The organism is Bradyrhizobium yuanmingense, assembly GCF_025200905.1.
Taxonomy (GTDB): domain Bacteria; phylum Pseudomonadota; class Alphaproteobacteria; order Rhizobiales; family Xanthobacteraceae; genus Bradyrhizobium; species Bradyrhizobium yuanmingense.
Map to the genome: position 1 here is coordinate 4,970,112 of NZ_CP104173.1, position 18,852 is coordinate 4,988,963.

General features: G+C 64.1%; 17 protein-coding genes. 15 read left to right on the plus strand and 2 right to left on the minus strand.

The features are described 5' to 3' along the window. Positions 1-5: 5 nt before the first annotated feature. Positions 6-863 carry a hypothetical protein gene (locus tag N2605_RS23515; RefSeq protein WP_157784013.1) on the minus strand — a complete coding sequence of 286 codons (858 nt, stop codon included), beginning with the start codon at positions 861-863 and terminating at the stop codon, positions 6-8. A gap of 444 nt (positions 864-1,307) precedes the next feature. Here N2605_RS23515 and N2605_RS23520 point away from each other — a divergent pair, with 444 nt between their 5' ends. The 6 genes from N2605_RS23520 (at position 1,308) to neuB (ending at position 8,378) form a co-directional block, all read left to right on the plus strand. Further along, complete coding sequence (locus N2605_RS23520; RefSeq protein WP_193760748.1) at positions 1,308-2,192, plus strand: class I SAM-dependent methyltransferase; 885 nt, start codon at positions 1,308-1,310, stop codon at positions 2,190-2,192. A 372-nt stretch (positions 2,193-2,564) separates the two neighbouring features. After that, on the plus strand, positions 2,565-3,767 hold the full coding sequence (locus tag N2605_RS23525) for an HAD-IIIA family hydrolase (protein WP_260343302.1): 1,203 nt from the start codon (positions 2,565-2,567) through the stop codon (positions 3,765-3,767). A gap of 134 nt (positions 3,768-3,901) precedes the next feature. Next, positions 3,902-4,921 carry an NAD-dependent 4,6-dehydratase LegB gene (locus N2605_RS23530; RefSeq protein ID WP_260343303.1) on the plus strand — a complete coding sequence of 340 codons (1,020 nt, stop codon included), beginning with the start codon at positions 3,902-3,904 and terminating at the stop codon, positions 4,919-4,921. After that, positions 4,914-6,140 carry a LegC family aminotransferase gene (locus N2605_RS23535; protein WP_260343304.1) on the plus strand — a complete coding sequence of 409 codons (1,227 nt, stop codon included), beginning with the start codon at positions 4,914-4,916 and terminating at the stop codon, positions 6,138-6,140. The genes N2605_RS23530 and N2605_RS23535 overlap by 8 nt, the downstream gene beginning before the upstream one ends. Further along, positions 6,133-7,311: a UDP-N-acetylglucosamine 2-epimerase gene (gene neuC / locus N2605_RS23540; protein ID WP_225148256.1), complete on the plus strand. Its 1,179-nt coding sequence runs from the start codon at positions 6,133-6,135 to the stop codon at positions 7,309-7,311. Before N2605_RS23535 ends, neuC begins: the two co-directional genes overlap by 8 nt. Then, on the plus strand, positions 7,308-8,378 hold the full coding sequence (neuB, locus tag N2605_RS23545) for an N-acetylneuraminate synthase (RefSeq protein ID WP_260343305.1): 1,071 nt from the start codon (positions 7,308-7,310) through the stop codon (positions 8,376-8,378). The genes neuC and neuB overlap by 4 nt, the downstream gene beginning before the upstream one ends. Here neuB and N2605_RS23550 read toward each other — a convergent pair. Next, a complete protein-coding gene (locus N2605_RS23550; protein WP_036029839.1) occupies positions 8,375-8,986 on the minus strand; it encodes an acetyltransferase in 612 nt (203 codons plus the stop codon). The genes neuB and N2605_RS23550 overlap by 4 nt on opposite strands. Positions 8,987-9,184: 198 nt before the next feature. Here N2605_RS23550 and N2605_RS23555 point away from each other — a divergent pair, with 198 nt between their 5' ends. The 9 genes from N2605_RS23555 to N2605_RS23595 are packed head-to-tail and all read left to right on the plus strand — an operon-like array spanning position 9,185 to position 18,848. Further along, positions 9,185-10,234, plus strand: coding sequence for a nucleotidyltransferase family protein (locus N2605_RS23555; protein ID WP_036007417.1), 1,050 nt, complete (start codon positions 9,185-9,187; stop codon positions 10,232-10,234). Continuing rightward, positions 10,231-11,139: a Gfo/Idh/MocA family protein gene (locus tag N2605_RS23560; RefSeq protein WP_225152453.1), complete on the plus strand. Its 909-nt coding sequence runs from the start codon at positions 10,231-10,233 to the stop codon at positions 11,137-11,139. The genes N2605_RS23555 and N2605_RS23560 overlap by 4 nt, the downstream gene beginning before the upstream one ends. Further along, positions 11,136-11,837 carry an acylneuraminate cytidylyltransferase family protein gene (locus N2605_RS23565; protein ID WP_260343306.1) on the plus strand — a complete coding sequence of 234 codons (702 nt, stop codon included), beginning with the start codon at positions 11,136-11,138 and terminating at the stop codon, positions 11,835-11,837. The genes N2605_RS23560 and N2605_RS23565 overlap by 4 nt, the downstream gene beginning before the upstream one ends. Before the next feature lie 13 nt (positions 11,838-11,850). After that, a complete protein-coding gene (locus N2605_RS23570; protein WP_225148253.1) occupies positions 11,851-12,672 on the plus strand; it encodes an SDR family oxidoreductase in 822 nt (273 codons plus the stop codon). 10 nt (positions 12,673-12,682) lie between these two features. Further along, positions 12,683-14,206 carry an MATE family efflux transporter gene (locus tag N2605_RS23575; protein WP_225185444.1) on the plus strand — a complete coding sequence of 508 codons (1,524 nt, stop codon included), beginning with the start codon at positions 12,683-12,685 and terminating at the stop codon, positions 14,204-14,206. Next, positions 14,207-15,097 carry a class I SAM-dependent methyltransferase gene (locus tag N2605_RS23580; protein ID WP_057028697.1) on the plus strand — a complete coding sequence of 297 codons (891 nt, stop codon included), beginning with the start codon at positions 14,207-14,209 and terminating at the stop codon, positions 15,095-15,097. Further along, positions 15,094-16,026 (plus strand): hypothetical protein, encoded by a 933-nt coding sequence (locus tag N2605_RS23585; protein ID WP_260343307.1) that lies wholly within the window; start codon positions 15,094-15,096, stop codon positions 16,024-16,026. The genes N2605_RS23580 and N2605_RS23585 overlap by 4 nt, the downstream gene beginning before the upstream one ends. A 25-nt stretch (positions 16,027-16,051) precedes the next feature. After that, positions 16,052-17,440 carry a surface carbohydrate biosynthesis protein gene (locus N2605_RS23590; protein WP_260343308.1) on the plus strand — a complete coding sequence of 463 codons (1,389 nt, stop codon included), beginning with the start codon at positions 16,052-16,054 and terminating at the stop codon, positions 17,438-17,440. 4 nt (positions 17,441-17,444) lie between these two features. Further along, positions 17,445-18,848 carry a capsular polysaccharide export protein, LipB/KpsS family gene (locus tag N2605_RS23595; protein ID WP_260343309.1) on the plus strand — a complete coding sequence of 468 codons (1,404 nt, stop codon included), beginning with the start codon at positions 17,445-17,447 and terminating at the stop codon, positions 18,846-18,848. Positions 18,849-18,852: the final 4 nt, after the last annotated feature.

Genomic DNA, 18,852 nt, shown 5'->3' on the forward strand with positions numbered 1-18,852 from the left:
CAGCTCTACCCTACGCGGACCGATCGCTTCAGAAGGAAAGTCAAAAGGCCAATGAAAAGGACGATGCCCAAGCCCGCCAGAATGGCTCTTTGCACGAGATTGACCTCCCTGGGGCCTTCCATCACAGGAGATGATCCATCCTGCAGGCCTGTCATCCTCACAGTGCGCTCGCTATAGGTCAGTAACGCAATGCGCGTTTCGACGTTGAGAATTCCATCAACTGAGCCCCCGGGGCTCGACATCAAGGCCGTGCCATCCGGCCGAGCCGGAGTAACGTATATGTCGCCCTTCTTGAGCGAATCGCTCAGGCGCACCTTTGCATCTTGAAGGCTGTCGCGCACGGAACGCAACAATTCCATTCTGGGTTCAAGCAATTTCTGATGAACGGCTTGGATTGCGGCAACGGCCTGTTGAAGCAGGATCAGCGCCTCCTCCTTCGAGGCGGAACTTGCCTCCAGACGGATGATGGAATCGTCTATGACGATCCCGCGCAACGAAGCTCCGGCGAACGCCCCCCGGCGGTCGTGAAGTGCCTTGCGAGCATCGGCAAGTACACTGTCTTGGAACTGAATCCCTCCGATCCGTGTCACCAGCTCACGGGCACTCTCTACGCGTTCGACGGTCATCGCAGACCGGCCGAGAAGGCCGTCAAGGCTGGGCATTGTACCAAGTGCAATCGTCGCGCTTGCGGTCCAGGATTCCACCTTTCGGCCGACGTCCAGGGAACCTAGAGCAGCCAACAACATGGCTCCGATGGCGAGCGAAAGAACCCAATGCTTCCGTACTGTTCGGATAGCGACATCGGACCACCTCGCAAGCTGCGGACGGACTGAAGCTTGGGGCGCACGCTCGATCATGGGCATGTACTCTTGTCCCGGACACAATATGAACGGAAAGCTCCATACCGTGAATGGGGCGCCCGGTCGACATCATACTAAGCAATCTATGGTTGATTAATCGGCTCCTGTGCCAAATTCTCGAGGAACCATTGTGGCCCTGGCCGCCCTCGGTCCGTCCTGCCGTCTGATCCACCAAAGGTGACCCGCGACTTTCGTCAGGCTCAAGCCTTGGTCGCCCAAGCGGCCGCTGGACATGAGGGCGCTCTTGCTACCGGAACGAGTGCCGCCATCTCTGTGCTCCAGTCCTTGCATTGGGGCTGCGGCTCCCGTATGACCGAAACTAGCTATGTGAGTTGGTATCTGCCTCAAACAGGCAGAACATCGGCCTTTCTTGGACCTACACCGTGCTTCAACCACCGCTCGTCAGCATCACTCCGATCGTGGCCATTCCGGCGAGGAAATGCTGACGTGCGCTGGCAAACAAAGGCGCGGGCGTTCTCCGTATTGTCGAACATTCCCTGGGGCGAAGACCTGCATTACGCCCTGCAGCGCTACGTCACACGACGGCTGCCGCGCCCCGAACGACAGGTCAGGTCCATCTATACGCTTGCGCAGCGGCTGCTGGGCGTCCACGACAGGTACAGCATCCGACCGTTACGGGATTCGACTTTTTACGAGTTCGGCGCCGGGCGGGATCTGATCATTCCTCTCGCCTTCAGTGCACATGGGGCGCGACGTTTCATCACCGTCGACATCGAGCGCTTGGCCAAGCTGGAACTGATCCGCGCCAACGCAGCCGTGATTTCTCGACTGAGCGGGACCGACCACCCCGACTTGAACTCCGTAGAGGACCTCGAGCGTTACTGGCACATCGACTACCGCGCACCGGCCGATGCCCGAACGACAGGCCTGCCAGCCGGTTCGATCGACTGCGCGGTCTCGGTCGAAACGCTCGAGCACATTCCCAAGAGCGACATCGCGGCGATCCTGAAGGAGTTGCGACGCATCATGCGCCCTGACGGGCTTATCCTCATGCAAATCGACTACGGCGACCACTTCAAAGGCTTCGATCCGTCCATCAGCTCATTCAATTTCCTGACCTATTCCGACGAGGATTGGGCGCCCTTCCAGTCTCGCTTCCAATACGTCAATCGTTTGCGCCATAGCGAATATCTGCAGCTGTTCAGAGAGGCCGGGTTTGAACTTCTCAGCGACCAACCAGACCGCCGGCCACCTGAGCAGCAGATCCTGGAACGGTTGGCACCGCGCTTTCGAAATTTCTCTCCGGAGGATCTGTTCACGCTAGGCTCCCTGATCGTTGGCCGCCCGACTGACCTGCCGAAAGGAAATTGAAGATAATTCTCGGCTGCTGCGACGGGCCCCATCCTAGAGATCTCGCGATGTGCACGATCACATTTGTCCTGACCTTGCTGTTCTTCCTGATCCAGCTCGGCACAGTTGGCTCCGCCAGAACCTACGAAAAGGAATCATCCTCTCGGACCCGTATACGATCGGCATCGTCCGGGCGACCAACGGCGCGCCGGCCGCCTATCTGTTCTCCGATCTGGACACCGTGAACGAAATGATCGCAACAGGTGCAAAACCGGTCGTACGCACGATTCTGAAGCCGGCTGAAGGAGATCAGCGGCTTGCAAATACTTGCAGGCTGATCGCCCCTCTGGTGCGCGTCGTGTTGCATCACTCATGCCGTCGGAGGGACAAATCATGCTGAGACAAGCCGTCATCCTCGTCGGTGGGCTCGGCACCCGCCTTGGCGAACGCACCAAATCCGTGCCGAAGCCAATGCTCGACATCGGAGGCAGGCCGTTTCTCGACACCCTCATCGATGAACTCGTCCGCTATCACGTCTTCGATGAAATCCTCCTGCTAGCCGGCCACAAGGCCGACATCGTCGAGAGCCACTACGCCGGCGCGGCGCGCGGCCGGGCAAAGATCCTGGTGTCTCGCGAAACCGAGCCGCTCGGCACCGGCGGCGCGCTCGTGAACGCGCGCGATCTGCTGCACGACCGCTTCCTGCTGCTCAATGGCGACTCGCTGTTCGACTTCAACCTGCTTGATCTGATCGCGCGTGCGCGGGACGGTCGGATTCACATAGCATTGCGCGACGGCGTCGTCGGGGACCGCTACGGGCGCGTCGCGCTCGATGGCGACGTGGTGCGCGATTTCATCGCCCCGGGTGCGGGCGCCACCGGGCCGGTCAATGCCGGGATCTACGTCGTCGACAAGTCCGTTCTCGCCGATATCGCGAAGCTTCCCGCCTCTCTCGAACAGGACGTGTTCCCCGGTCTTGCCCCGCGCGGCGAGCTGCGCGGCACCGCCTATCGCGGCTATTTCATCGACATCGGCATCCCTGACGATTTCGCGCGCGCCGACCGCGAGCTGCGCGAGAAGCTGCAGCGTCCCGCCGTGTTCTTCGACCGCGACGGCGTGCTTAACCATGATTCCGGCTACACATTCGAGACGCACAAGCTCGAATGGATCGACGGGGCACGCGAGGCCGTGAAGGCCGTCAACGACGCCGGCTATTTCGCTTTCGTCATCACCAATCAATCCGGCGTCGCGCGCGGCTATTACGAGGAGCATCACGTCGACACCCTGCACCGCTGGATGGCGGACCAGATGGCACTCGTCGGCGCGCATATCGACGCCTTCGAATATTGCCCCGACCATCCCGAGGGAACCGTGGCCCGCTATTGCCGTGTCAGCGACCGCCGCAAGCCGGGCGCGGGCATGATCACCGACCTGGCGCAGCGTTTTCCCATCGACATGGCGCACAGCATGGTGATCGGCGACAAGCCGAGCGACCTCGAGGCCGCGCAGGCGGCCGGCCTTCCCGGCCATTTGTTCCAGGGCGGCAATCTCCAGGCGTTCGTAAGAGCGCGTCTGAACGCGGCCGGCGACACTTAGATGGCCCGTCAAAAACTGCTGCATCCTCGGGCATTTGGCAGCTTTCGCACGGCGGCTCTGTTGCGCGCGACCGCGAGTATGCTATAGCGCCATCTTGTTGCGAAGACTGGCTTAATCGCCTTTTGGGGTCCGGCATGGCAGATCTGAGGGACGCCCGCGTCCTCGTTACCGGCAGCGACGGCTTCATCGGGTCGCATGTCGTCGAGGAGCTGGTGAAAGCCGGGGCCCGCGTCAAGGCGATCGTCTACTACAACTCCTTCAACTCGTGGGGCTGGCTCGACACCGTTCCCGCCGACATCATGAAATCCGTAGAGGTGGTCGCCGGCGACATCCGTGATCCGCATTTCATGATCGCAGCCGCCAGCGGCTGCACCGACGTGCTGCACCTGGCGGCGCTGATCGCGATTCCCTTCTCCTATGTCGCGCCCGATTCCTATGTCGAGACCAATGTGCGCGGCACCGTGAACGTGCTCCAGGCCGCGCGCATGGCCGGCGTGCGGCGCTTCGTGCAGACCTCGACCAGCGAGGTCTATGGCACGGCGCAGACCGTTCCGATCAAGGAGAGCCATCCGCTGGTCGGCCAGTCGCCCTACTCGGCCTCGAAAATCGCCTCCGATCAGATGGCGCTATCGTTCCACGCCTCGTTCGACCTGCCGGTCGTCGTGATCAGGCCGTTCAACACCTATGGACCGCGGCAATCGGCACGTGCGGTGATCCCCACGATCATCAGCCAGATCGCGACCGGCAAGCGCAGGATTCGTCTCGGCGCCGTCAGCCCGACCCGTGACTTCTCCTTCGTCACCGACACCGCGCGCGGCCTGATCGCAGGACTCACCGCTCCGGCCGAGCAGACCGTCGGCCAGACCATCAATCTCGGCAGCGGCTTCGAGATCTCGGTCGGCGCCACCGCGCAGATGATCGCCGACGTCATGGGGACCACGATCGAGATCGAAACCGACGAGGCGCGGCTGCGTCCCGCCAATAGCGAAGTCGAGCGCCTCTGGGCCGACAATTCCAAGGCGCGCCAGCAGCTCGGCTGGGCCCCGGAATTCGGTGGGATCGAAGGCATGCGCCAGGGCATCGTGAAGACGGTGAACTGGTTCACCAATCCCGTAAATCTCGGCCGCTACAAGGCGGACGTCTACAATGTCTGAGGCAATTGTGGGAACGGCCGCGACCAGATCCGACCTCTCTACGCGCACCTTCGATCCGAAGGCCGTGGTCGATGCCGTCCGGCGCGCCGCAGGCACGCCCAACGGCATCCTCGGCCTGCACGAGCCGGTGTTTGCCGGCAACGAGGTCGCCTATCTCGAAGAATGCATCAAGAGCACTTTCGTCTCCTCGGTCGGCCCGTTCGTCGACCGCTTCGAGCGGATGCTGGAGGAGGTGACGGGCGCCAAACGCGCGGTCGCCGTCGTCAACGGCACGGCGGCATTGCACGCCTGCTTCCGCCTCGCCGGCGTCGAGCCTGGCGACGAGGTCATCTCGCCGGCGCTGACCTTCATCGCGACCACGAACGCGATCGCCTATTGCGGGGCGGTGCCGCATTTCGTCGACAGCTCCTTCGCCACGCTCGGCATGGACCCGCGCGCCCTCGCCGCGCGGCTCGAGAGGATTGCCGAGCGAACGCCAAAGGGCGCGGTCAATCGCGAGACCGGACACCGCATAGCTGCGATCTCGCCGATGCACACGTTCGGGCATCCCGTCGAGCTCGACGAGATCGCCGCGATCGCCCGCGACTGGGGCATCGCACTGGTGGAGGACGCCGCGGAATCCTTGGGCTCGACCTACAAGGGTCACGCCGTCGGATCGCAGGCGCGGCTCGCGGCGCTGAGTTTCAACGGCAACAAGATCGTCACCACAGGCGGCGGCGGCGCCATCCTCACCAACGACGAGGAGCTCGGACGCCGCGCCAAGCATCTCACCACCACCGCGAAGCTGCCGCACAAATGGGCCTTCGTGCATGACGAGATCGGCTTCAACTACCGCCTGCCCAACCTGAACGCCGCGCTCGGCTGCGCCCAGCTCGAGCAGCTCGACGGTTTCCTGGCAAGCAAGCGCCGGCTGGCGGCAGCCTATGAGCGCGTCTTTGCGGACGTTCCTGGCGTGAGCTTCTCGCGCGAGCCCGAGGGCACCACGAGCAATTACTGGCTGAACGCGATCCTGCTCGACGAGGCCCATGCCGGACGGCGGGACGACCTGCTGACGGCGCTGAACGAAGCCGGCTTCGGCGCGCGGCCGGCCTGGACCCTGATGCACCGCCTGCCGATGTTCTCGGACAGCCCGCGCGGCGATCTCGCCACCGCCGAGTCGATCGAGCGCCGCCTGATCAACCTGCCGAGCAGCGCCAGCATCAGAGCCTGCGATGAATAGCGGAACGCGAAAGATCTGCTTCGTCACCGGCAGCCGGGCCGATTTCGGGCTGCTGGTCTGGCCGATGCGCGCGATCCGCGAGACGTCAGGCTTGAGGCTCCAGCTCATCGCCACCGGTATGCATCTCGCGCCCGAGTTCGGCTACACCTTCAACGCCATCCGCGACGAGGGCTTCGAGGTCGACGAGCGCGTCGAGACGCTGCTTGCCAGCGACACCGGCGCGGGCGTTGCAAAATCGGTCGGGCTCGGCGTGATCGGCTTTGCCGACGCGTTCACGCGGCTGCAACCGGATCTCGTCGTCGTGCTCGGCGACCGCTTCGAGATGTTCGCGGCCGCCCAGGCCGCGATGTTCATGCGGCTGCCGATGGCGCATCTGTTCGGCGGCGACGTCACCGAAGGCGCGGTCGACGAATCCGTCCGCCACGCCATCAGCAAGATGTCGCATCTGCATTTCACCAGCAATCAGGACTCGACGCGGCGCTTGATGCAGCTTGGCGAGCACCCAACCCGTGTCCACACCATCGGCTCGGTCGGCATCGACGCCATCAAGCATCTCGATCTGATGAACCGCGACGACATCGGCAACGCGATCGGGATGCCGCTCGGCGAGCGCAATGCGCTCGTGACGTTCCATCCGGTGACGGTCGAGGCCGGACGCTCGGCGGCCGAGCTGGATGAGCTGTTCGCGGCGCTGTCGAGGCTCGATCCCGGCTTTCGCCTCATCTTCACGCTCGCCAATGCCGATGCCGAAGGGCGCGCGCTGAACGACCGGACCAAGGCCTTCGCGGCCGGCCGGCCGAACACGATCGCGGTCGCGTCGCTCGGGCAGCTCCGCTATCTCAGCCTGATGAGCCAGGTGGACGTCGTGATCGGCAATTCGTCGAGCGGCATCCTCGAAGCGCCGTCATTCGGTGTTCCGACGGTGGATATCGGCGACCGTCAGAAGGGGCGCGAGCGCGCCGACTCGGTATTTCACGCCACGCCCGAGCGCGGCGCGATCGCCGCGGCGATCTCGCAAGCGCTTGAGCGGGGCCGCAAGGACACCGTCAATCCCTATGGCGACGGCGATTCCAGCCGGCGCTTTGCCGACATCATCGCGGCCATCCCGGATTTCGGCCAGCTCCTGAAGAAGGGCTTCTACGAAGCTCCCGCAAACGGAGCGCGGCCATGACGAGACACACGCTGATCATCGCGGAGGCCGGCGTCAATCACGACGGCAGCCTGGACAAGGCACTGGCCCTCGTCGATGCTGCGGCCGATGCCGGTGCCGACATCGTCAAGTTCCAGACCTTCAATGCAAAGGCGCTGGCGGGCGGAGCGGCGAAGAAGGCCGGCTACCAGCAGCGCACGACGGACGCCGCCGAGAGCCAGCTCGCCATGCTGGAACGTCTCGAGCTGCCGCAGGCTGCACATCACACACTGATCGCGCGCGCCGAGGAGCGCGGTATCGAGTTCCTGTCGACACCCTTCGACGACGCTTCACTCGCCTTTCTGCTGTCGCTCGAACTGCCGCGCATCAAGATCGGATCGGGCGATCTCACCAATGCCCCGCTGCTGCACGCTGCAGCGAGGGCCGGTGCGACGCTGATCCTCTCGACCGGCATGGCGACGCTCAGCGAGATCGAGGAAGCCCTCGGCGTATTGGCGCACGGCTACGCGCAGCGCAACGATGCTGCGGGCCTCGCATCTTTCCGCGCGGCGTGGCGCGATCCGGCAGCGCGCGCCGCGCTGGCGCGGCACGTCAGCCTGCTCCATTGCACGACCGAATATCCCTGCCCCATCGCCGATGTGAACCTCGCTGCGATGGCGACGATGCGGTCGGCGTTCCAGCTTCCGGTCGGCTATTCCGATCACACTGACGGTTTCGAGGTTTCGGTCGCCGCGGTCGCGCTCGGCGCGGAGGTCATCGAGAAGCACCTGACGCTGGATCGCAGCGCGCCCGGTCCCGACCACGCGGCCTCGCTCGAACCTGATGATTTCAAGCGGATGGTCGGCGCCATCCGCAATGTTGAGGCCGCGCTCGGCGACGGCGTTAAGGCACCGAGGGAGTCCGAGGTCGGCAATGTGCCGGTCGCGCGCAAGAGCATCGTGGCGGCACGCGCACTGAAGGCCGGCGAGATCATCGGCCCGGCCGACATCACCGCCAAGCGGCCGGGCACGGGGCGGTCGCCGATCGAGTACTGGTCCCTGATCGGGACCGCGGCACCGCGGGCGCTCGAGCCGGATGATCCGGTCTAGCGGCGAGGCTTGGCAGGAACCCCGCGCAGCACCGAGCCGGACGGCCATGAGCCGGTGACGACAGAGCCCATCGCGACCAGCGTATCGTTGCCGATGGAAATGTGATCGCGGACACGGCTGCCGAGCCCGACGAAGCAATTGTCGCCGATCTCGGCGCCACCGCCGACCACCGTTCCCGGCGAGAGATGGGTGTAGTGTCCAATGCGCACGTCGTGCTCGACGACCGCGCCCGAATTGATGATGCAGTGATGGCCGATCATGCTTCGCGCATTGACGATCGCGCCCGGCATGATGACGCAGCCCAGACCGATCGTTGCCGACGGCGAGACGAACGCGCGCGGATGGATCACCGACGCCCAGCGCGTCAGCTGCAGCCGGCCGATCATCTGCCGGCGCGCGGGCCCCGCCTGCATCGTTCCGACCCCGACCACGAAGGCGGCATCGGGATAGTTCGGCGCAACATCATCGGTTCCGAGATAGCGCGCATCGCCCAACGTTCCCGGCTGGCGATCGAGGAAACCGATGACGTTGAACTGGCCCGACAGAAGCGCTGCCTCGTAGACCATGAAGGCATGTTCGCCGCCGCCGATGATGATCAGATCGTCCATCGCGATTCCCCTGAGCTGCACCGATCTTAGCGGCCGGGCCCGGGCGCTTCAAACCGACCGATTGCGCCTGAAAACGCTTGAATTAACAAGGACAAGCCCGGGTCCCCTGACGGGGTTGACGCCGCCTCTCGCAGCCGCGATATAGCAGGCTCAGCCGTGGGCTGCCCACAAATCCGGCGTGTACGAGGCAGAATTGCCATGAAATCCTGGCGCAAGGCCATCGTCGGTACCCAGGCCAGTGTGGGCGAGGCCATTGCCGCGATCGAGAGCGGAAGCATCCAGATTGCGCTGGTGCTCGACGACCAGAACCGGCTGCTCGGCGTGGTCACCGACGGCGACGTCAGACGCGGACTGCTGCGCGGCATCGCCCTCACCGGGCTTGCGACCGACATCATGAACCGGACGCCGGTGTCGGCCCCTGCGACCTTGCCCCGTGAGGATCGCCTGCATTTGATGCGGCAGAGGTCGATCAAGCAGCTCCCGCTCGTCGACGAGGGCGGCCATCTCGTCGTGGTCGAGACGCTCGATGAGCTGCTCGAGCCGCGCCAGTATCAGAATCCGGTGCTGATCATGGCCGGCGGCCTCGGCGAGCGCCTGGGTGCGCTGACGCGCGACGTTCCGAAGCCGATGCTCAATGTCGGCGGCCGCCCGCTGCTCGAGACGATCGTCCGCAACGTCGTCCAGCAAGGCTTCGGCAACATCTTCATTTCGGTGAACTACAAGGCCCAGACGATCAAGGATTACTTTGCCGATGGCGTCGCCTTTGGCGCCAACATCCAGTACGTGCACGAGACCGAGCGCCTCGGCACTGCCGGTGCGCTCGGGCTGTTTGCAACACCGCCGGATCTGCCTATGATCGTCACCAACGGCGACATCCTCACCACGATCAACTACGGAGCGCTTCTCGACTTCCACAACGGAGCGCCGGCAGAAGCGACGATGGCTGTCCGCGAGCACAAGGTGCACGTCCCCTATGGGGTGGTGTCCACCACGGACGGATTTCTCCAGACCATTCGCGAGAAGCCGACCGAGAGCTGGTTCGTCAGTGCGGGCATCTATGTGATCGGCAGGTCGGTCTTCCGCCACGTCACGCGGGGCGTCAGCATCGATATGCCGACCGTGCTCGAGCGCGTGATCGCCGACAAGGGACGCGTCGCGGTCTATCCAATTCGCGAGTACTGGCTCGACATCGGCCGGCTGGAGGATTTCGAGCAGGCGCATGCGGAGTTTCACGAGGTCTTCCCGTGATCTCGACAACAGCCGTCGTGGTTGGCCTCGGCTCGATCGGCACAAGGCATGCGCGCGTCCTGCGCGAGCTCGGCCTTCGGGTCGCAACGGTCAGCCGGCGCGAAGGTGGCGACTACGGTTCGATCGCGCAGGCCGTTGCGGCGGCGCATCCGGACTACGTGGTGATTGCCACCGAGACGGCGCGCCATGCGGACAATCTGCAAGAGCTGGCGCAAACCGGCTTCCGTGGCAATGTCCTCGTCGAAAAGCCGCTTTTCGCAACGCCGGCACCGGCCCCGAAATATCCGTTTGCCCATGTCAGCGTCGGATACAATCTGCGCTTTCACCCAGTGATGACGGCGCTGGCGGACATGCTGCGCGGACGCGACGTGATCACGGTCGGCGCCTATGTCGGCCAGGACATCAGGGACTGGCGACCGGACCGCGATCACCGCACAACCGCCTCCGCCACGGCTGATGCCGGGGGCGGCGTGCTGCGGGATCTCAGCCACGAGCTGGACTATCTGCTCTGGCTGTTCGGGCCATGGCATCGCGTCGCTGCGCTTGGCGGCGCCTCCGGTGCGCGCGACATCGACGTCGACGACCACCTTGACCTGCTGCTCGATATGCAGCGGGCGCCGTCCGTCCACGTCCACATGGACTATCTCGACCGTCAGGGCGTCCGCCGCATTCGCGTCAATGTCGAGGACGACACCATCGAGGCCGATCTCGTCGGCGGCCGCCTCGCCGTCAACGGCAAGGCAAGGGAGATTCCCAGCGAGCGCGACCAGACCTACCGCGACATGCATGTCGCCGCGATGCAAGGCGCCAGTCCGGCCTGCTCCCTGCCGGAGGCCCTCGGCGTCATGCATCTGATCGACGCCAGCGAGCGCGCGTTGCGCAGCAAGACCTGGGTGTCGCCATGAGCCTTGTCTGTACCATCTGCGCGCGAGGCGGCTCGAAAGGTGTCGTCGGCAAGAACGCGCGCGATCTCCTGGGTAGGCCCGTGCTCGCGTGGAGCATCGAGCAGGCGCGCGAGACCGGCCTGTTCGACGCGATCGCCTTCAGCAGCGATTCGGACGCCTTGCTCGATGCGGCGGTGAAGGTCGGCGCCGATATCGCGGTCAAACGCCCCGACGAGATGGCGACCGACACCGCGCCGAAGCTGCCGGCGATCCGGCACTGCCTCGAGCAGGCCATAGCGCAAATGGGTCGGACGCCGGAAATTTTCGTCGATCTCGACGTCACTTCCCCGCTCAGGCTGGCCTCGGACATCACCGGTGCAGTGGCGTTGCTGCGCGAGAGCGGCGCGCGCAATGTCATCACCGGTGCGCCGGCGCGGCGCTCGCCGTATTTCAACCTCGTCGAGCAGCGCACCGACGGCAGCGTCGGCCTCTCGAAATCCGCCAATCCGCCGATCACCCGACGGCAGGATGCCCCGCGCTGCTTCGACATGAACGCGTCGATCTATGTCTGGCGCGTCGCACCGTTCCTGGAGCACCCCGCGGTGTTCTATCCGGATACGCGCCTGTTCGAGATGCCGGAAGAGCGTTCGATCGACATCGATTCGGATCTCGATTTTGCGCTGGTGGAACTGTTGCTCCGCCAACGAGTGCCGGCCTGAGGAGGCGCAAGCGATGACCACGAGCTTCAAGGCTCTGTTCGATCTGACCGGGCGTACGGCCGTCGTCACCGGCGGCTGCGGCATTCTCGGACGTCGATTTGCCGAGGGGCTTGCCGAGTTCGGCGCCAATGTCGCGATCGTGGATCTCGATCAGGCCGCGACCGACGCCGCGGCGGCCGAGGTCGCCTCACGCCATGCCGTCCGGGCCAGGGGCTACGGTTGCGACATCACCAATCCCGATGCGGTGCGCAAGACGGCCGATGCGATCGAATCCGACCTTGGCGCGGTCTCGATCCTGCTCAACAACGCCGCCAGCAAGACCCGCGATGTGGACGCCTTCTTCGCTCCGGTCGAGGCGTTCTCGCAGGATACCTGGCGCGAGATCATGTCGGTCAATCTCGACGGCATGTTCACCGTCGCGCAAGTGTTCGGCGGCCGGATGGCGGAGCGCGGCTACGGCGCCATCGTGCAGACCGCCTCGATCTACGGCCTGATGGCGCCCGACCAGCGCATCTACGAGGGCTCCGAATATCTCGGCCGCGCCATCAACACGCCGGCCGTCTATACGGCGTCCAAAGCCGGGGTCATCGGCCTGACCAAGCACCTTGCGACTTATTGGGCGGCGAAGGGTGTTCGGGTCAACACGCTGACCCCGGGCGGGGTGGAGAGCGGCCAGAACGAGACCTTCAAGGCGCGCTACGGTGCTCGCGTCCCGCTTGGCCGCATGGCGCGGGCGGATGAGATGGTGGGGACCATGCTGTTCCTGGTGTCCGACGCGGCCTCCTACGTGACGGGGCAGAACATCGCCGTCGATGGCGGATTGAGCGCCTGGTAACGAAACACCAATGATCAAGCGCCTGATCCAGAACACGGTGATTTCGGCGTTTGCCTTCGGCGTGGCCGCCTTGCTGGGCCTCGCAGTCATTCCGCTGATCATCGGAACCTGGGGCGTGACAGAGTTCGGTCTCATCGTCATTTCGCGGCTTCTGCTTCCCAGCGGCATGATGGCGGTGCTGGACCTCGGCCTGTCCGAAGTCGCCACCCAGGTCGTCGCGCGCGCGCGCGAGCACCGTAACTGGACCCAGGCCAGCCGCCAGATCGCCTTCCTGGGCGCGGCCTCCATCGCTCTTGCCTTGATCCTCAGCGCCGCGATCTGGCTCGCGACGCCGCTGTTCGTCATCGCGATGAAAGTTGACGCCGCACACCTCGATACGTTCGCCCGCATCATGCATTACACGGCCCTCGCGAATCTGATCTTCGTTCCGGCGCTGGTGTGGGAAGGCATTGTCAAAGGCTTCGAGCGCTACAACCTGCTCCGCGCCGCCGAGGTCACGTCGACGGCGGCCTATGTCGGCCTGACATTCGCAGCATCGTGGGCGGCGGCAGGCTTCGAGGTGGTCGCCTACATCTATCTCGCCACCCTGGTGGCCCGCGCCGTCGTCATCGGTATTGCCGCCTTCGTCGCCCTGCGGCACAAGCACGTGCGATTGCTGCCCTGGACCCGGGACATCCGAAAGGACATTCTGCATCGTTGCCTGCTGCTGCTGCAAGGCAAGCTGATGGGCGGCATTTCCGGACCGTTTCAACCGTTCCTGATCGGATTGCTGTTCGGCCCCAGGGCCGTCGGCACCTACGACGCGCTGGTACGATTGTCGCGGCTCTCCAAGGTTGTGGTCAGTCTCCTGACTTCCGCTCTGCTTCCGGTTGCCAGTCGGCTCGACGAGCGCGGCAGCGCCGCGTCGTTCCAGCGCCTCGGCGACCTCGGCGTCGTCATGATGCCGATGTTCGTCGTACCGCCGCTCGCCAGCACCGCTATCCTTTCGCCTCAAATCATGGAGGTCTGGATCGGCCCGCTTCTTGCGCCCTACGCGTTCTGGATGGGCCTCAGCTTCCTGGTTCCGATCTGCGCGCAATATGTGGCAACCGGCAGCCTGATCTTCCTGACGCGGCCCGAGGTGCAGGCCAAGCTCAACCGGCTGGTGGCCGTTCAGCTTCTGATCTGGGCGGCGATCTCCGCCGCGACACTGCATTTGTTCGCGGAACGCGCCCTGATACTTGGCCAGGTCATCGGCAGTATCGCCGTGCTTCCCTTGCAGTTGAGAGAGTTGCGCAGTGCACTCGAGCTCGATCGCAATCAGTTCGCGAAGATCATCGGAACCCAGTTCGCAATCCTCCTCCTGGCAAGCGTTTTTCTAGCAACAATTGCAGGTTACATTCGGTTCGACAGCGTGCTAAAGCTCGCGCTCGGTTCCATGGTTTTCTGTCTGGTGACCTGGGTGCTCCAATACTTCCTGGTGCTGGAGAAGCGGCACCGGAGTGTATTTCCCGCCGTCGGGCAATTGATGGGACTGACATCCAAAAGCAGTTGAATGAACATCCACGCGACAGATACGAAAGCGGTCACTCCAGGGTTCGCTCCGGCGTCTTTGTCGGACAAGGCCATGAGCTATGCTATCGACGCAGCAAGGAGCATTGGCCGTCTTGCCTTGCGCCGCGTGAAGCGCACGGCCGACATCGTCGATTCCGAGTATAATCTGACGCATTGGCAGCGGATGCTGTCAGAAAAGAAATGGACCAAGGCTGCCAACGTCGACGAGTTCCTGATACAGAAGAACCCCGCGCTGGGTCTTCGCAAGGTGGACAATCAGATTTGCAGGACCGCGGCTGACGACTACTATCGCTATCGCGCCAGAGCCCTCGCCGACCTGCTGGCACGGCATACTGGTGGCGCCACGGAGGTCATCGAACTCGGCGCGGGCTGCGGCATCAATCTGCTGTCGCTTCACCTCAGTCATCCCGACTGGAGGCTCCGCGGGTTCGACATCGCGCCGAACGGCATTGCTGCGGGCCGGGAGATCGCAGCACATTTTGGCCTTTCGGACCGGATATCGCTCGACAAAATCGACCTGACCGACAGCAACGACCCGAACTATCCCGCCATCAAGGATCAGGTCGTCTTCACGTACTTCTGCATCGAGCAGATCCCTTATGACGTGCGCAAGGTGGTGGACAACATCATTGCTGCGAGGCCAAAGCGCGTCATCAACATCGAGCCGACGACGGAGCTACTGAATCTCTCGAGCCCCCGAGATATCGTCAGCTTCCTCTACATCCGTTCGGTCGACTACCAGACGCAGCTGTTCTCGACGCTCGACGATTACGAGCGGCAGGGCCGCCTCCGCGTCCTGGCGCGCGAACGAATGCCGTTCGCGCCGACGATCCACAATGATGGTTTTTTGTATTGCTGGGAGCCCACATGACAGCCATCGACACGACGACTGATCGGCCCGCCCCGAGCAAGCCAAAGGTCAGCCAATTCCGTCGCCTCCTGTGGCATGTCAATCGCACTGATCTTGGATGGGCGATAAAGGCAGCTCTGACCACCTTGCAGTTGCCAGCGCGCGCCAAACGCATCGAGCTCCTCAATCGGCTTCCCTCGAAGCCCGAATGGTCCGAGGCGAGCCGCAAGCTGGCGGCGGACGGGTATGTCGACGTGTCCGAGCTCGTGGACCGCAGCCTCGCTGAAGCGGTCGCTGCGGTGGGCGAGGCCAAGGTGAGCCGGCTGAACGAACTTACCGACAAGCAGCAGCTCGGGCATAAGTCCTTCTGGGTCAGTCTGCTGGACGAAGACCTCGTCAACGGCGCATTCGCGACCGACCATCCTTTCGTGCGCTACGCCCTACAACCGGCTGCACTGCGCATCATCGGCGACTTCATGCACGATCTGCCACAATTGTCGGACGTATTGCTGACGCTGTCGCAACCCACTCCGAACCAAGCACTGAGTTACTCTCAGCTGTGGCATCTGGATCACGACGACAAGCGCGTGTGCAAGCTCTTCATCTATCTCACCGATGTAAGGGACACGGCCGACGGTCCGTTCACGTTCATCCCGGCCGGCCCGTCGAGGCCTTTCCGCAACACGCTGAAGAGCCACATGAGCGACGCACAGGTGTTCGCCAAGACCGGTCCTGACGCGGTCAAGGAAATGATCGCGCCGCGCCTGTCTTCCTTCATTGTGAACACGGCCCGCTGCCTGCACATGGGAAGCCGAATTCAGTCGGATCACAACCGCCTCCTCTACACGGCAACCTACATCCAACAGCCGCGCATCTTCCCCGAGCCGCCGCCGCGCTTCCGAGCGGCCGGCGCGCTGACGGAGCTCGAGCGCGCAGTAATGCGGCTCTGACGCGGATCTGCCGGGAGCTCACATCTTGCGCATAGGCCTGGTGGTCGATCACCCCAAGCGTGACCTGCCTGGGGCAGTCATGCTCGCTTATCAACTCGCACGGCGCGGCGTCTCCGTCATGCTGGTGCCGATGTACGAGCAGGCCGTCGACGTTCCGCGGCTCGGGCTGGACGCACTGGTCGTCAACTACGCACGTGCCGTCAATCTCGACCTGATGCGCAGCTTCGCCAAGGCGGGCCTCGCGCTTTACGTGCTCGATACCGAGGGCGGCGTGCTCGCCGAGAAAGGCGGCAATTCGCCACCGGCGATGGCGACCCACATCAAGGGCAGCGGCTACGCGGACATCCTGACGGGCTATTTCTTCTGGGGCAGCCGGCTGCACGACGCCTTTCTCGCCGCCGAAACGATGAAGCCGGAGCAGCTTCACCTCACCGGATGCCCGCGCTTCGACTTTGCAGCCCCACGCTGGCGCACGCTGCTCGACGGCGAGCCGCGCGGCTACCTGCTCGTCAACGCCAACTTTCCGCTGGTCAATTCACGCTTCACCGGCAGGCCGGGCGGCGAGCGCGAAGCGATGGTGCGGGCCGGCTGGGACGGCACCTATGTCGATCGCTTCATCGCGGACCTGAAGCAGGTCTTCGCGAGCTATCTCGGCGAGATCGACCGGCTTGCCGCAGCGCGCCCCGACCGCAACATTCTCGTGCGACCGCACCCCTTCGAGAGCGAAGACGTCTACCGCAGCGCGCTCTCGCGCCACGCCAACGTCCTGATCGACGGCACCGGCAGCGTGCTCGACCGCATCCGCAATGCGGCCGCCGTCATTCATCTCAATTGTGGAACGGCCGTGGAATCGGTCCTGCTCGGCAAGCTCCCGCTCCAGCTCGAATACCTGAACACGCCAACGACCGCCGGCCATGCCGCGCTGCCCGCACGCGTGAGCCGGCCGGTCGCCTCGTTCGACGAGCTGCTTAGCGCCATCGACCATGTCGAGCGCGAGACCGAGGCCTTCGATTTCGCCCGCGTTCACGCCGCCGATATCGAGGCATTCTTTCACCTGAACGACGGGCAAGCCGCCGAACGCGTCGCCGACGTCCTGACGCGCGCGCTGAACGCACGCCGGCCCTACGTATCGCTGCTTGCCACCATGAAGGGCACGCGCGACAAGCCGAGCATCGGCCAGATCATCAAGGGCGCCGCCAGCGCGGCGCTCGGCTCGGCCGTCACCGAGCGGCTGCGCAGCCAGTTCAATCCGGCCCGTCGCGACAAGCGGATCGCACCGTCCATCGTCCAGCCTCTGCTTCAGCGCATCGCCGCGCACGATCAGGCGAGCCCGTCGCAATATACGGCAAGGCGCGCACATTGCGCGATGACGGGCTTGCCGCTCGCGAGCATTGCGATCGAACACGCCCAATAGAGCCATGACAACAGCTGCAAAGACCATCCTCATCACCACGCTTGCCGAATACCAGACCCGGTTCTGGATTCCGGTCGCGCAGCGGTTGCGCTCGGCAGGCCACGACGTCGAGCTGCTTGCCTTCGACGATCGCAGTGCCGAGATGTCGGTAGCCGAGGGCGTGCCGGTCACAAACATGTATCGCGAAGGCCTCAAGGCCGGCTCCTCGCCCGACGATCGCGGCGCCTTCGATACGCGCGTCGCATCTTACGGGTTGGACGGAACGAACTTCCTGTTCAGCCATGAGCGCTTCACCTTCGGGATCCGCGATAGCGCCGCCTTGCGCCGCCGCTTCATGATCTACGCCAACGCGATGGAGACGGTGCTCGACCGGCTGGAGCGGCAAGGCAAGCACGCGGAGCTGGTGCAGGAGCTCGGCGGCTTTCTCTCGGTGATCGCGAGCTTCTACGCCGCAAGGCGCCGCAACATCCGCAACTGGTTCATCGAGCCGTCGTTCTTTCGCGGCCGCATGTATTTCACGCCCGACACGCTCGGCGCGCCCGACGTGATGCCGACGCCGGCGGACACGGTTTCATCAGAGGTCCGCGCCTATCTCGACGACACGCTGACGCAGCGCGCGATCGTCATTCCCAAGAAGGACCAGCATCATTATTCGGCGGCCTTCAAGAAGATCGTCAATTTGCGCAACGCCAATCGTCTCGTCGAAAAGCTCTGGGACCAGTTCGCGCTCGGCAAGCACCAGGAATTCGGGCACAATCTGCGTCACGCTCAGGTGCATGCCGCGATGGCGCTTAACGCGACACGGTTGCGCAAGCTCTACCAGCCGCTTCCCCAAACGCCCTTCGTCTACTATCCGTTCCACGTTCCGGCAGATATGGCGCTGACGCTTCGCTCGCCGGACTATCTCGACCAGGTCGCGACCGTCGACTTCCTGCTGCGCACGATCCCGGATTCGCATGTGCTGGTGGTGAAGGAGCATCCTGCCCAGATCGGGGCAATCTCGGCCGCCCGCCTGTTCGAGCTCGCGCACCGGTTCGACAATTTCGTGCTGTTGCCGCCGCAGACCAACAATTACACGGTGCTCGATCGCGCCGCTGCCGTCGTCTCCGTCAACAGCAAGTCGGGCGCCGAAGCGCTGCTGCTCGGCAAGCCGGTGGTGGTGATGGGCGACGCATTCTACCGCTCCTGTCCGCTGGTCTATGCGGTCGATCGTCTGGCCGACGTACCCGCACGGTTGCGCGCGGCGCTCGCCGCCGGGCCGTTCGATCCCGCCAAGGGCGCGCCCTATTTCGAGTCGGCCTGGCGACGGTCTTATCCGGGCGAGCTCTATGTCAGCGACACCAAGCTGCTCGACACCTTTGCGGCCTCCTTGCGTGCCGCAATCGCCGCGCCTGACCGCGCGAACTGAACGG

What these genes read in the sequence shown, in the direction of transcription:
- N2605_RS23515 (WP_157784013.1), bottom strand. Translation starts at nt 863, where the DNA reads ATGCCCATGATCGAGCGTGCGCCCCAAGCTTCAGTCCGTCCGCAGCTT.
- N2605_RS23525 (WP_260343302.1), top strand. Translation starts at nt 2,565, where the DNA reads ATGCTGAGACAAGCCGTCATCCTCGTCGGTGGGCTCGGCACCCGCCTT.
- N2605_RS23530 (WP_260343303.1), top strand. Translation starts at nt 3,902, where the DNA reads ATGGCAGATCTGAGGGACGCCCGCGTCCTCGTTACCGGCAGCGACGGC.
- N2605_RS23535 (WP_260343304.1), top strand. Translation starts at nt 4,914, where the DNA reads ATGTCTGAGGCAATTGTGGGAACGGCCGCGACCAGATCCGACCTCTCT.
- neuC (WP_225148256.1), top strand. Translation starts at nt 6,133, where the DNA reads ATGAATAGCGGAACGCGAAAGATCTGCTTCGTCACCGGCAGCCGGGCC.
- neuB (WP_260343305.1), top strand. Translation starts at nt 7,308, where the DNA reads ATGACGAGACACACGCTGATCATCGCGGAGGCCGGCGTCAATCACGAC.
- N2605_RS23550 (WP_036029839.1), bottom strand. Translation starts at nt 8,986, where the DNA reads ATGGACGATCTGATCATCATCGGCGGCGGCGAACATGCCTTCATGGTC.
- N2605_RS23555 (WP_036007417.1), top strand. Translation starts at nt 9,185, where the DNA reads ATGAAATCCTGGCGCAAGGCCATCGTCGGTACCCAGGCCAGTGTGGGC.
- N2605_RS23565 (WP_260343306.1), top strand. Translation starts at nt 11,136, where the DNA reads ATGAGCCTTGTCTGTACCATCTGCGCGCGAGGCGGCTCGAAAGGTGTC.
- N2605_RS23570 (WP_225148253.1), top strand. Translation starts at nt 11,851, where the DNA reads ATGACCACGAGCTTCAAGGCTCTGTTCGATCTGACCGGGCGTACGGCC.
- N2605_RS23575 (WP_225185444.1), top strand. Translation starts at nt 12,683, where the DNA reads ATGATCAAGCGCCTGATCCAGAACACGGTGATTTCGGCGTTTGCCTTC.
- N2605_RS23580 (WP_057028697.1), top strand. Translation starts at nt 14,207, where the DNA reads ATGAACATCCACGCGACAGATACGAAAGCGGTCACTCCAGGGTTCGCT.
- N2605_RS23585 (WP_260343307.1), top strand. Translation starts at nt 15,094, where the DNA reads ATGACAGCCATCGACACGACGACTGATCGGCCCGCCCCGAGCAAGCCA.
- N2605_RS23595 (WP_260343309.1), top strand. Translation starts at nt 17,445, where the DNA reads ATGACAACAGCTGCAAAGACCATCCTCATCACCACGCTTGCCGAATAC.